Genomic DNA, 13,059 nt, shown 5'->3' on the forward strand with positions numbered 1-13,059 from the left:
AGAGAAACATGCGCCACGAAGGGCGCACATGATCAATCGTTATGAAGCGCCAAAAGCAGTTTTGAGCAATACGATCTGTTCGGAAACCGGATTGCCACGTGGAACGCCCTGCAGCGAAACCACTTCACCGTAAACTTCGCGATCCATACGGCGCACACGCGCCTGAAGGCGCATGGAACGTTCGACCAGCTCCATGAATGCTGCAGGCAGTTCGGACCAGCCTTGTGCGATTTCACCCGCCGATGGCGTGTCTAGACGCACCTTGGCTTTCTCGGCTGCAACCTGCTGACGGGTCATTTCACCGTTGCGCGCCGCGCGCTGGAGCAGCAACCACGAAGCAATCTGCATCAGGCGCGTGGTCAGACGCATCGATTCGGCGGCATAGAGCGTCGCAGCCACACGCGAAAGATTGCGCGCGTCTTCACGGCCTTCGCCGTCGAGATAGCTTGCCGCTTCCTCGACCATATCCATGCCTTCTGCATAGATCGGCTTGAACGAATCCGAGAAAACCATGCGCTCTGCGAGGCTGATCATATTGCTCGGCATCTGGCTCTGTTCGCTAATCACTGCTCTGCCACCTTGCATGACCGCCTGTATCGGCGGCCCATTCCGTTGCCGTATTCGTCCAGTGGGATATGCCAGACGGATACGAATGAAACCATTGAACCGCTGTTCGACCATGGGGGAGGCTGAGACGGAACAGCTGTGCTAAACAAGTCCACGATAAACTGCACCTTCATACACCGTCGCGCAAGTTTATGTTTAACATTCGGTTAACATTTTCAGAGGCTTTTGACGAAAGCCTGTAACAAAGCATGTCCCCCAAAAGTGGAAACCGGTTTTGGGACAAGGACATGCGTGAAAAAGATTAAAGCGTGTCGTTTGAATATGACAAGGCGCGACACGCTTTAGAACGGATTGGGCAGTTGTTCCGTTCCGCACGCCTGCATGTGGAAATCGATATTCCCCCGATATGCAGCAAAAAGCGCACAAAAAAAGAGCCGCAATGGCGGCTCTCAGGAGTTTAACAGGGAGGCGTCAAACAGAGTGGCTAAACCACTCGGTAAGAATCCAGCCGAACTGGATGTAAACCATTTAACATTCTTAAGATTAATGAATGGTTAATTTCTGCGTAGCGCTGTGGATAATCTCACGCAATCCGGCACTTTTCACTCAAAGAAAAGCCGCCCGAAATGGGCGGCTGATCAGTAGTGGTTAATAGCGCTGCATCGCAGGCTTGGAGCTTGACGCAACCTGCATCTTGACGGGTTCGGCAGCAGGAACAGCGGGTTTTGCCGAAACGGGAGCCCCCTTCTTGCCCCAACCGATGGTTGGCAGCCATTCCAGATAATAGGCCAGTGCGAACTGCATCACGATGCCGGTTGCGATCAGCAAAGTGTCATAAGGCAGGCCGCCCGGGTTCACGAGCTTCATCACCTGCGCAACCATTGCCAGCAGCGTACCGGCAATGAAGACCGGCAGCGAATGCTTGCCGAGAACGGCGAGAGGATTATCCGGCGCCGTCCGGGCAATATTGTTCAGCGTCGGAACGACGGCGATGAGATAGGCAATCGCCAGCACGTGCAGCAGACGCGGAGCCGACAGGAAAGTCTTGTCGAAGCCGGTAAGAACCATGGGCAGGCCCATCGACGCGTCGATGCCCCAAAGCGGAATACGCACCCATGCCAGCGCCAGCACCAGATAGCCAACGGCAAGGCCGATCAGCAGCGGATGCTTCGGCAGCTCGCCACCGCGACGTACATGAATCACGCCTGCAATACCGATTGCAAACAGGAACTGCCACGACAGCGGATTGAGGAACCAGACGCCTTCGGTCGGATAATTTACCGGCGCAACATGATAGAGGCCTGACAGGAACCAGACCGTGCCGGAAACACCGAGCATGAGCGGCAGACTGATGCGCGCCAGCAGAAGCAGGATCGGAGTCAAAACCAGCATCACGGCATACATCGACAAAATGTTGTTATAGCCGAGCTGGTGACCCATCGTGACGATGCCGAACAGCGCTTCGACAGGGTGCTTGACCAGCGGCGCGATGTTGATCTGCGTAAGCAACTCCGAACGCTTCAGGAAGATAGCGGCAGCGGCGAAAATGGCGATGGTCGCCATGGTCGTCATGATGTGCGTCGTATAGAGCACACCAGCGCGGCGCCACATTTTCAGCGACAGAAGCAGGCGATTGCCGGGAGCGAATTTAGATCCATAGGCAAGCGCCACGGCCATGCCGGAAATCAGCACGAAAGCTTCAGCCGAATCGGAGAAGCCCAGATTCTTGTGCGTGAAATGCTCGTAGATCGTGCCGGGCACATGGTTGATGAAGATCGTTAGCAGCGCGAGCGCACGAAACACGTCGATGCGCGTGTCGCGCATTTTCGTCGGTTGTGCGGGCATCGCTTCTCTAGCGGTCGCAATATTCATTTACCAGCCTGCCTATCTTTGAAGGAAAGTGCCTGCACTTGGGATTGCGAGCCTTTCCACTTTTCTTCGTGTCATTCCGGATGGGTGCCGGAACAGTTTCACACGTTCTGTCGGAGCGTTCAGCGCCCGGTCTTGGTGTGGCTTATATACGCGTTAATCCCGGCAGAACCGGGTTGGTTCCGATCAACTTTCGTTCCAGTGGATAACATTATGCCAGCCCGGACAGGCGCGGGCCCGAGAAGGTTTCGCCAATGAATACTTGCCGAAGCCCGGTTGCGTCGCATAAATGCGACAAAACAAATAGATAGAGCCCCGCTTCCGTTTCCGGTAAACAGAACGCCTCTATTGCCCGAATTCCATCACGTTTTTCCCGTTAGGCTTGGCTCATGAACACGCCCGCTCACCAGACTGAAACCGAACGCTGCCGCATCGTGCTGGTTGCGCCTCCACTTGCCGACGGCGCGGCCCTCGCAAAGCTTTTGACGGCTGCGCTCTCGGGCGGTGACGTTGCAAGCGTCATTCTCGACACCGGCGATCTCGACGAAGCCACTTTTCAGGCCACGGCTGAAAAGGTCATCCCCGTCATTCAGGAAAAAGGCGCCGCCGCGCTTATCCTGAACGATACGCGCATCGCGGGTCGCGTCGGTGCGGATGGCGTTCATATCGAAGGCAAGGCTGCCGATCTGGCAGATGCGATCGAAAAACATACGCCGAAGATGATCGTCGGCACCGGCAATCTGCGCGACCGCCATGGCGCAATGGAAATCGGCGAGTTGCAGCCCGATTATGTTTTCTTCGGCAAGATCGGTGCGGATAACAAGCCGGATGCCCATCCGCGCAACCTGTCGCTGGCCGAATGGTGGTCGCAGATGGTGGAAATTCCCAGCATCGCGCAAGCCGGAAGCACGCTGGAAAGCATCATCCCCGCAGCCGAAACCGGCGCGGATTTCGTTGCGCTCGGTCGGGCGGTCTTCGACGCCGAAGACCCTGCAAAAGCTGTCGCGGAAGCCAACCGGCTTCTCGATGAGAACGCGCCACGCTTTGAAAACTGATCCCTTCATCAAGGTCTTGCCGATGCCCATGAAGAACAAACTTCTTCTCGCTGCCATTTTGACAATCGCGCTGCCGGTCCTGCCTGCTCTGGCAGCGGGTGAGCCGGTGCACGGTCAAAAGAACAGCCATCAGGGCGATCATCAGGATAAGAAAGCCGACAAGCCTGCCAAGCCGGTGATGCTGCCGCAACCGGCAACGACCGAACCGATGCCCCACATCGACCCAAGCCGTTTCGGCGACAAACCGGCAGACGAGGCTTTCGGTGCATTTCAGCGTGGCCTTTATCTGACCGCTTTCAATCTGGCCAAGCCACAGGCTGAAAAGGGCGATCCGGCATCGCAGACACTCATTGCAGAAATTTATGCGCGCGGCCTTGGCATCCCCGCCAACCAGAAACTGGCAGCCGAATGGTACGAGAAAGCAGCCAATAACGGTGTTGTAGAAGCGCAGTTCCGCTATGCCGCACTTCTGCTTCAGGGCACCTACGCCAGGAAAGACCCCGTCAAGGCAGAGGAACTGATGAAGAAGGCCGCCGAGGGTGGCAATGCCATGGCGCAGTTCAACTACGGCCAGATGCTGATGGAAAAAACGCCGGGCAAGCCGGGCATCGATCTCGCCTTCCCGTGGTTCGAGAAGGCGGCCGGGGCCACGCTGGCCGATGCACAATATGCACTCAGCCAGATTTATGCCAACGGTACCCCGACCATCCCCCGCGACGACAAGAAAGCGCGCGTCTATCTCCTGCTTGCTGCCGCACAGGGTTATGATACGGCGCAGTTCGATCTGGGCCGCTGGCTGATTGAGGGCCGCGGTGGCGACCGCGACTACGAACAGGGGTTTGGCTGGATGCGTCTTGGCGCACAGCGCGGCATGGTGATGGCACAGGCCTGGCTCGCCCGCCTCTATCGCGATGGCATTGGCACAGAAGGCGATCTCGTCAAAGCAGCGGCCTGGTATATTGTTGCCCAGCGCGCCGGTTTTCGCTCACCAGACCTCAACGACATGATGGACGGACTGGCTGATGACCAGATTAAACAGGCCATAGAAACCGCCAACAATCTGCGCGTCCGCTGATTTTTGGGCGAATTTTGAGGCTGGATTGGCTCTCTTTTCGCGCTCAGGCTTGCGCCAAGCGCCTTTTTATGGTCTTGAGACGCCGATTATCGTGGTTCGAGTATAAGGCAGGTGCGCAATCTCCGGAATAATGCCGGACGGTTGCCTTTTCGTCGTCATGCGTCGAACCGCACATGGTTTCACATTTTCATTCCGGATCAAGCTCATGAAGATCAATGGTAACGAAATCCGCCCCGGCAATGTCATCGAACATGCTGGCGGCTTGTGGGTTGCGGTCAAGACCAACGCCGTCAAGCCTGGCAAGGGGGGCGCTTATAATCAGGTCGAACTGAAGAACCTCATCAACGGCACCAAGCTCAACGAACGTTTCCGCGCTGCAGAAACCGTCGAGCGCGTTCGTCTGGAGCAGAAGGATTTCTCGTTCCTCTACGAACAGGGCGAAGCGCTGATCTTCATGGACACCGAATCCTACGAACAGCTTGAGCTGGCCAAGGATTTCGTCGGTGACCGTGCCGCTTTCCTTCAGGACGGCATGATGGTTACTGTCGAACTTTACGAAGAAAAGCCGATCGGCATTCGCCTTCCGGATCAGGTCACGCTTGCGATCACCGAAGCCGACCCGGTCGTCAAGGGCCAGACCGCTGCTTCGTCCTACAAGCCGGCTGTACTTGAAAACGGTATCCGCATCCTCGTTCCGCCGTTCATCGCATCCGGCGAACGCGTGATCGTTGATACCAACGAACTGACCTACGTCAGCCGCGCTTAATACGAAAAACGAGATTTGTGGTGCCTGAATCAGGCACCACTTTATCCATGTCGCAAAGTTTGCGACCGTTCTTTCTCAGATCGCTCAATTCCTCGACCTCCACCGAATGTGTTTCGGTTCGGATGTTCGACATTCTGTATATGATTAACTGCTTGATCCCTTTCAAAATCCACGCTTCGGGATCGTGCTTACAAGGACAATGAAATGGCCCGCTCAGCCCTTCTCAACGTTATGGTACAGGCCGCTATGAAGGCCGGCCGCAGCCTCGCTCGCGATTTTGGTGAAGTCCAGAATCTTCAGGTTTCTCTCAAGGGCCCCGGCGACTATGTCAGCCAGGCAGACCGCCGCGCCGAACAGATCATCTATACGGAATTGAGCCGCGCCCGCCCGGATTATGGCTTCCTGATGGAAGAATCCGGCGAGGTTGAATCCAAGGACGGACAGCACCGCTGGCTGATCGATCCTCTCGACGGCACCACAAATTTCCTGCACGGCATTCCAGTTTTCGCAGTCTCCATCGCTCTCGAGCGTCAGGGGCAGATCGTCGCCGGCGTCATCTACAATCCGGCCATGGATGAGCTTTACACCGCAGAACGCGGCGGTGGCGCATTCCTCAATGACCGTCGCCTGCGCGTCGCATCACGCAACAAGCTGGTCGATTCCGTTATCGGCACGGGTATCCCGCATCTGGGTCGCGGCCATCACGGGCATTATCTGGTCGAACTGCGCAATGTCATGGCCGAAACCGCAGGCATTCGCCGCATGGGCGCTGTTGCACTCGACCTCGCCTATGTTGCAGGCGGCCGTCTGGATGGTTTCTGGGAAGATGGCATGCATCCGTGGGATCTCGGCGCAGGCATTCTTATGATCCGCGAAGCCGGTGGTTTCGTCTCGGACAAGAATGGCGGTCAGGACATTTTCGGCACCAAGACCATCGTTGCAGGCAATGAAATCATTCAGAAGGCATTGCTGAAAACGATCAACAAACCGATCTAAAAAAGACCTGCTGCTTTGTCGATCCAATGGTTTGTTTCACCTGGGTCATCTCCAGCAATCTAGAAACAAGGCCGAGCGCTTAAATGGCTCGGCCTTTTTATTAATTTAGAGCGTATCTATAGAAAATTATGCTACAGTTGGCCGAGAAACTTTCCCAGAGCCTCAAGTATATTCCCAAGAATATTCCACCAATTCATGCTTAGTCCCTCTCACAAAGTTGAGTGTACGAAGCAATAATTATCAAAATTAGAAAACTTAAAAATAGCAACTTATAATTTATTTATTACCATCAATTATATAGGCATATATAAGAAATACATCATATTAAGATCACAGGATTTAATATTATAAACTTTCTGCTCTACGATATTCAGACCATCCCGCGAGCCTGACAGCACACACCACAAATCCGCATAATTTTCTTGTTTCAAATGATTCCGCTTCACGAATTAATGAAGTAGGCTTCTTTTCAAACACGCGACCATGGAGCGGAACGCATGAGCGATTTGAGAGTTTCCCGGGACCGTCTGGACGAGGGACGCGATTACGACCCCTACCGCCTGTCGAGCCCGCGCATTGTCATTCTCTCCATGGCGATCTTCCTTATTATCGTGGCTTTTCTGGCCGCGATCCTGATGCGACAGATCCATACGTTCTTTGTCACCAATCCCGGCCTTAACGGGCTCATTCTCGGCGTTCTTCTGGTCGGTATTCTGCTGGCCTTCGGACAGGTGCTGCGGCTTCTGCCAGAGATTCGCTGGGTCAACTCATTCCGCGACGGTGACCGCGACGGCACCACGCGCCCGCCCGTCCTGCTTGCGCCGATGCGGGCTTTGATCGGCCGCCGCCAGTCGATGGCGCTTTCCACTGCCTCCATGCGTTCGATCCTCGATTCCATCGCGACACGTCTTGATGAAAGCCGCGATATATCGCGCTATCTGATCGGACTTCTGGTCTTTCTCGGCCTGCTCGGCACCTTCTGGGGCCTTCTGGAGACGGTTGGTTCCATCGGGCGCACCATCCAGACCCTCGACCCGAATTCAGGAAGCACCGGCGATGTGCTGGATGCGTTGAAGGCAGGCTTGCAAGCTCCGCTTTCCGGCATGGGCACAGCCTTCTCGTCTTCGCTGTTCGGTCTTTCCGGCTCGCTGATTCTCGGCTTCCTCGACCTTCAGGCGGGCCGCGCGCAAAATCGTTTCTATACAGAACTGGAAAACTGGCTTTCCTCCGTCACCGATCTCGGTTCCGATATCGGTGCCGACCAGAACGGAGGCACGGAAGAAATCCGCGTTCTGGCCGACCGATTGCAGAACCTGCATGGCGGCGACGCATCCACGCAGCGCACCACGGCAGCGCTGGCCAATCTTGCCGAAGGCATACAGGGCCTCGTCAAGAACATGCGCAGCGAGCAGCAGATCATGCGCGACTGGGTGGAAAAACAAGCGGACGAGCAGAAGGCTATCCGCCAGACGCTTGATCGTCTCACCAAGGCCATCGGCGAGCGCTCGCACGACCGCAAATCCGATCGCACGGACAAGGCGGAGTAAGCAGCCATGTCCCTCGCCCGCAACCGCCGCTCCCAGAGGCATGTCGATTACTGGCCGGGCTTCGTCGATGCCCTGACGACGCTGCTGCTCGCAATCATGTTCCTGCTTACCGTCTTCGTGCTGGCGCAATTCCTGCTCAGCCGCGAGGTGAACAACAAGGATAGCGTTCTCGCACGGCTCAATAGCCAGATACAGGAACTGACACAGCTTCTGTCGCTGGAGCGCAGCAATTCGCAGGACATGCAGGACACCATCGCCAATCTGCAGGCTTCGCTGTCCAGCACGGAAAGCGAGCGTTCACGTCTGCAAAGCCTTTTGAACGAAGGCAGCGGCGCAGGTGCTGCCGCTGAAAAGCGCGCTGGCGAACTGTCCGAAAGCCTTGATGCCGAAAAGCAGGTCAGCGCTCGTGCACTCAGTCAGGTGGAACTGCTGAACCAGCAGATTTCAGCCCTTCGCCGCCAGATCGCAGCACTTGAAGATGCGCTCAACGCTTCAGAAAGTCGCGACCGCGAATCGAACGCCAAGATCGCCGATCTCGGTCGCCGCCTGAATGTCGCATTGGCGCAGCGTGTGCAGGAGCTGAACCGCTATCGTTCCGACTTCTTCGGACGCCTGCGTGAAATCCTGTCGGACAAGGAGAATATCCGTATCGTCGGCGACCGCTTCGTCTTCCAGTCGGAAGTTCTTTTCCCGACAGGCTCGGCGGATATCAATCCTGCCGGTCAGGACGAGATGAAGAAACTTGCCGACGCGGTGATCCAGCTCAATCAGGAAATCCCGGATGACATCAACTGGGTACTGCGTGTCGACGGTCACACGGATAATGTGCCTCTGACTGGCACGGGACGCTTCCGCGACAACTGGGAGCTTTCGTCAGCCCGCGCAACCGCAGTGGTCAAATTCCTGATCGCCAATGGCGTCCCCGCCAATAGGCTCGTTGCAGCAGGTTTCGGGGAATATCAACCGCTCGACGCCTCCGACACAGCCGATGCCCGATCTAAGAACCGGCGCATCGAGCTGAAGCTGACCGAACGATAAGAAGAAATAACGGGGGCAACGCCCCCCGTTTCACTTCGCAGCGAAGGCTCCAGCACCTGCCTCGAATTGCAGCTTGGCGAGACGGGCATAGATGCCGCCCTTCTCGACAAGGCTTTGATGTGTGCCTTCTTCGACAATATGGCCATGGTCGAGCACCAGAATGCGGTCGGCCTTGAGCACGGTGGCAAGCCGGTGCGCGACGACAAGCGTCGTGCGATCAGCAATCAGACTGTCCAGAGCCTTTTGCACAAGCATCTCGCTTTCAGCATCAAGCGCCGATGTCGCTTCATCAAGAAGAAGGATGGGCGCAGCACGCAAGATTGCCCGCGCAATGGCGATGCGCTGGCGCTGCCCCCCTGAAAGCGTCACACCGCGTTCGCCGACTTCCGTGTCATAGCCCTTGTCGAGCGCCATGATGAAATCATGCGCAAGGGCTGCCTTTGCCGCTGCCACAATCTCCTCGTCGCTCGCTCCGGGTCTACCGAAGGCGATGTTTTCGCGCACGCTGGTGGCGAAAATCGCCACATCCTGCGGCACGGTTGAGATGCGCGCCCGAACGGCCTGCGGGTCAGCATCAGGCAAAGCCACGCCGTCAATCAGGATCTTGCCTGACTGCGGATCGTAATAGCGCATGACGAGCGCGAAGATCGTGCTCTTGCCTGCACCCGAGGGACCGACAATCGCAACAGTCTCGCCGGGCTTCACAGTGAAGCTGACGCCATTGAGCGACGGTGCATCTGGCCGCGTCGGATAGGAAAAATGCACGGAATCAAACACGATCTCACCGCGTGACGGCACCGGCATGGCAACAGGTTTCAAAGGCGCGGCAATACCCGGCTGCTCGTCCAGAATTTCGACAAGCCGCTCCGTAGCCCCTGCTGCCTGCGCCAGTTCCCCGCCCACTTCCGACAAAGCGCCGAAGGAGCTGCCTGCGAACACGGCATAAAGCACGAATTGACCGAGCGTACCGGCAGACATCGTGCCCGCCAGCACATCACGCGAACCGAACCAGAGCACCGCAACAATGCTGGAGAAGATCAGGAAAATGGCAAAGGCCGTCAGGATCGCACGCGCCTGAATGGAGGAACGCGCCGCCTGAAAGGCTTTTTCTACCGCGCTGCCAAAACGCCCGACCACCATATTCTCGTTGGTGAAGGCCTGCAGCGTGCGCATCGCGCCGATCTGTTCGCTGGCATAGGCATTGGCCTTCGCCAGCATGTCCTGCGTCATACGGGAACGGCGACGCACAGAGCGTCCGAAGGCGATCAGGGGCACAACGATGATCGGGATGGCAGCAATGACCAGCGCAGAAAGCTTCGGGCTGGTCACGACCATCATCGCCAGCGCGCCGACACCCAGAATCATGTTGCGCAGCGCGACAGAGGCCGTAGCGCCCACCACCGACTTGATCTGCGTCGTGTCGGACGACAGGCGCGAAACGATTTCACCCGACTGTGACCGGTCGAAGAATTCCGGCGAAAGCGCCGTCACATGCGAAAAGACCGCATTGCGCAAATCCGCGACCACTCGCTCGCCGAGCGAGATCACGAAGAAATAGCGCAGGCCCGACGCCAGCGCGAGAATGAGTGCCAGCAACACGAGCATGCCGAAGTAATTATTGACGAAGATCGCATTCGATCCCGTAAAGCCATGGTCGATCATGCGACGCAGCGCGACGGGCACGGCAAGGGTCGTTACAGCGGCCAGCACCAGCGAAAAGAGCGCGCCTGCAACCAGGACCTTATAGGGTGCCAGAAACGGCAAAACTCTCTTCAGCGGCTTCAGCGTGCGGCGTTTGCGGCCATCTTCTGCAGTCAATTCGTGATTCATATCAATTTCAGTATCCCGGTCGGCCATTCTTGTGTTTGCGCCCTTGTTATTGCCGTGCGCCTGATGTATAGGCTCGCCAACCCTTTTGGAAGCCGTTGCCTGTAGGTAATGGGTCTTCATATCTGCCATTGGGCGAAAGTGCCGCAGTTTCGATAGTCAAGGCTGCGCTTTTCACCCCAGACTTTCAGGATTGAGAAGATGAAAGCCAATATCCATCCCGACTACCACACCATCAAGGTCGTGATGACCGATGGCACCGAATACATGACCCGTTCGACCTGGGGCAAAGAAGGCGATACGATGAACCTCGATATCGACCCGACCACCCATCCAGCCTGGACGGGCGGTTCGCAGACCCTGCTCGATCGCGGCGGTCGCGTTACGAAGTTCAAGAACCGTTTCGGCAATCTCGGCATCTAATCTGATATTGCATCTGGTTGAAAAGCCCCGCCTCGGCGGGGTTTTTTTATGCCTGAATTTCATTCATCAGGGCACAAAAAAACTCCCGGATAACCGGGAGTTTTGCATCATTGTTGTGAGCACGAGAAATCAGGCGCTCAGCTTTTCCATCACTTCGTCGCTGACTTCGAAGTTCGTGTAAACGTTCTGCACGTCGTCATCGTCTTCGAGCACGTTGAGAAGCTTGAGAACCGAACGCGCCTTTTCCTCATCCAGCTCGGTATTGGTCTGCGGCTTCCAGATCGTCTTGATCGATTCGGCTTCACCGAGAGCAGCTTCCAGAGCCTTCGACACTTCACCGATATCTTCGAACGCGCAGATGATGACGTGTTCTTCTTCACCGGACTGCACATCGTCAGCACCGGCTTCGATGGCCGCTTCCATAACCTTGTCGGCGTCGCCGACGGAGGACTTGTAGACGATTTCGCCAACACGGTCGAACATGAAGGACACCGAACCGGTTTCGCCCAGCGCACCGCCCGACTTCGTGAAGGCTGCACGCACATTCGATGCCGTGCGGTTACGATTGTCCGTCAGTGCTTCCACGATAACCGATACGCCGCCGGGGCCACGGCCCTCGTAGCGCACTTCATCATAATTCTCGCCGTCATTACCGGCAGCCTTCTTGATGGCGCGCTCGATATTGTCCTTCGGCATGGACTGCGCCTTGGCGTTCTGGATCGCCAGACGCAGGCGCGGGTTCATCGTCGGGTCAGGCAGACCCTGCTTGGCAGCGACGGTGATTTCGCGTCCGAGCTTGGAAAACATTTTCGACCGCACCGCATCCTGACGGCCCTTGCGGTGCATGATATTCTTAAACTGTGAATGGCCGGCCATGGCACCCCTGTTCTGTTTAAAATGCTGTGCACGGAGAAAGCGTCACGCATGAAACAGAGATCAAGCAGAGAAGGGCCACATGCCGGGCCACAGTGCTTTCCGTGCAGAATGGCGGCGTTATAAGGAATTCAGGCCCATTCGTCCAGCAAAAGCGCCGGCGCCCCCCGAATCTCTGTCAACAAAAGCAATATTGCTCGACCCGCCAGGCAAAGCGGATTATCTATAAATTCATGATTCAGCCCGCCCAGAACACCCCCAGCGAAACCATCGCAGCCCGTATCAGCCGCATTCTTGCCGACCGCATCATCGCCGGTGAGATCGAGCCCGGCACGAAACTGCGACAGGATCACATTGCCGAAGAGTTCGAGACCAGCCATGTGCCGGTGCGCGAAGCATTCCGGCGACTGGAGGCTCAGGGGCTTGCTGTTTCCGAACCTCGGCGTGGCGTTCGGGTTGCATCGTTCGACATCGGCGAAATCAGGGAAGTGGCGGAAATGCGGGCCGCTCTGGAAGTCCTGGCGCTGCGCCATGCAGCCCCGCACATCACGCAGGCAACGCTTGATGCCGCCGAACAGGCCACACTGGAAGGCGACAAGTCACGCGATGTCAGAAGCTGGGAAGACGCCAATCGCCGCTTCCATCGGCTCATCCTCGAACCATGCAAGATGCCGCGCCTGCTTGCGGCCATCGATGATCTTCACGCTGCCAGCGCCCGATTTCTCTTCGCCACCTGGCGGTCGGAGTGGGAAACCCGCACCGACCACGACCATCGTGCCATATTGCGGGCGCTGCGCCAGAACGATGTCGAGAGCGCAGTCACTATCCTCGCCAGGCATGTGCAATGGATCGGGCACCGTCCGGTCAAGACCGCATCGGGCAAGACGCGCGATTCGTTTGCGATTGTCGGCTGATCAGACGCCTACACAGATAAGCATCTTATTTTCGGCGTCCCCATTCTAGGCTGTAGTGACGGATTATTCGCACAGATTTTCATCTGCACGACCGGGTCTCTGCCGCGAC

At 56.8% G+C, this 13,059-nt stretch carries 12 protein-coding genes; 8 read left to right on the plus strand and 4 right to left on the minus strand.

The genetic code is table 11. The features are described 5' to 3' along the window. Positions 1-39: 39 nt before the first annotated feature. The gene (locus OHI65_RS20370; RefSeq protein ID WP_071633537.1) at positions 40-546 is read right to left on the minus strand and encodes a DUF1465 family protein; all 507 of its coding nucleotides are present in this window, start codon (positions 544-546) and stop codon (positions 40-42) included. A gap of 669 nt (positions 547-1,215) precedes the next feature. Next, positions 1,216-2,439 carry an OpgC family protein gene (locus tag OHI65_RS20375; protein WP_125300912.1) on the minus strand — a complete coding sequence of 408 codons (1,224 nt, stop codon included), beginning with the start codon at positions 2,437-2,439 and terminating at the stop codon, positions 1,216-1,218. Between the two features lie 386 nt (positions 2,440-2,825). Here OHI65_RS20375 and OHI65_RS20380 point away from each other — a divergent pair, with 386 nt between their 5' ends. The 6 genes from OHI65_RS20380 to OHI65_RS20405 all read left to right on the plus strand — a co-directional run bounded on the left by OHI65_RS20380 (position 2,826) and on the right by OHI65_RS20405 (position 8,913). Beyond that, positions 2,826-3,491: a thiamine phosphate synthase gene (locus OHI65_RS20380; protein WP_010661383.1), complete on the plus strand. Its 666-nt coding sequence runs from the start codon at positions 2,826-2,828 to the stop codon at positions 3,489-3,491. Between the two features lie 28 nt (positions 3,492-3,519). Further along, positions 3,520-4,566, plus strand: coding sequence for a tetratricopeptide repeat protein (locus tag OHI65_RS20385; RefSeq protein WP_125300911.1), 1,047 nt, complete (start codon positions 3,520-3,522; stop codon positions 4,564-4,566). Between the two features lie 205 nt (positions 4,567-4,771). Further along, positions 4,772-5,332, plus strand: a complete 561-nt coding sequence (gene efp / locus OHI65_RS20390; RefSeq protein WP_010661385.1) for an elongation factor P — start codon at positions 4,772-4,774, stop codon at positions 5,330-5,332. A 204-nt stretch (positions 5,333-5,536) separates the two neighbouring features. Next, positions 5,537-6,328, plus strand: coding sequence for an inositol monophosphatase family protein (locus OHI65_RS20395; protein WP_010661386.1), 792 nt, complete (start codon positions 5,537-5,539; stop codon positions 6,326-6,328). A gap of 497 nt (positions 6,329-6,825) precedes the next feature. Next, the gene (locus OHI65_RS20400; RefSeq protein WP_012091329.1) at positions 6,826-7,875 is read left to right on the plus strand and encodes a MotA/TolQ/ExbB proton channel family protein; all 1,050 of its coding nucleotides are present in this window, start codon (positions 6,826-6,828) and stop codon (positions 7,873-7,875) included. Positions 7,876-7,881: 6 nt separating this feature from the next. Then, the gene (locus tag OHI65_RS20405; protein ID WP_010661388.1) at positions 7,882-8,913 is read left to right on the plus strand and encodes a peptidoglycan -binding protein; all 1,032 of its coding nucleotides are present in this window, start codon (positions 7,882-7,884) and stop codon (positions 8,911-8,913) included. 30 nt (positions 8,914-8,943) lie between these two features. On the opposite strand, the gene OHI65_RS20410 is transcribed toward OHI65_RS20405, so the two are convergent. Continuing rightward, a complete protein-coding gene (locus OHI65_RS20410; RefSeq protein ID WP_185757994.1) occupies positions 8,944-10,872 on the minus strand; it encodes an ABC transporter transmembrane domain-containing protein in 1,929 nt (642 codons plus the stop codon). Between the two features lie 69 nt (positions 10,873-10,941). Between OHI65_RS20410 and rpmE the strand changes: the two genes are divergently transcribed. Beyond that, positions 10,942-11,163, plus strand: a complete 222-nt coding sequence (gene rpmE, locus OHI65_RS20415; RefSeq protein WP_002964804.1) for a 50S ribosomal protein L31 — start codon at positions 10,942-10,944, stop codon at positions 11,161-11,163. Positions 11,164-11,292: 129 nt separating this feature from the next. On the opposite strand, the gene OHI65_RS20420 is transcribed toward rpmE, so the two are convergent. Beyond that, positions 11,293-12,039: a YebC/PmpR family DNA-binding transcriptional regulator gene (locus tag OHI65_RS20420; RefSeq protein WP_010661390.1), complete on the minus strand. Its 747-nt coding sequence runs from the start codon at positions 12,037-12,039 to the stop codon at positions 11,293-11,295. Positions 12,040-12,269: 230 nt separating this feature from the next. On the opposite strand from OHI65_RS20420, the gene OHI65_RS20425 reads away from it, so the two are divergent. Beyond that, positions 12,270-12,950 (plus strand): GntR family transcriptional regulator, encoded by a 681-nt coding sequence (locus tag OHI65_RS20425; RefSeq protein WP_029929536.1) that lies wholly within the window; start codon positions 12,270-12,272, stop codon positions 12,948-12,950. Positions 12,951-13,059 lie beyond the last annotated feature (109 nt).

This window comes from Brucella sp. MAB-22 (assembly GCF_025908475.1).
Classification (GTDB): domain Bacteria; phylum Pseudomonadota; class Alphaproteobacteria; order Rhizobiales; family Rhizobiaceae; genus Brucella; species Brucella anthropi.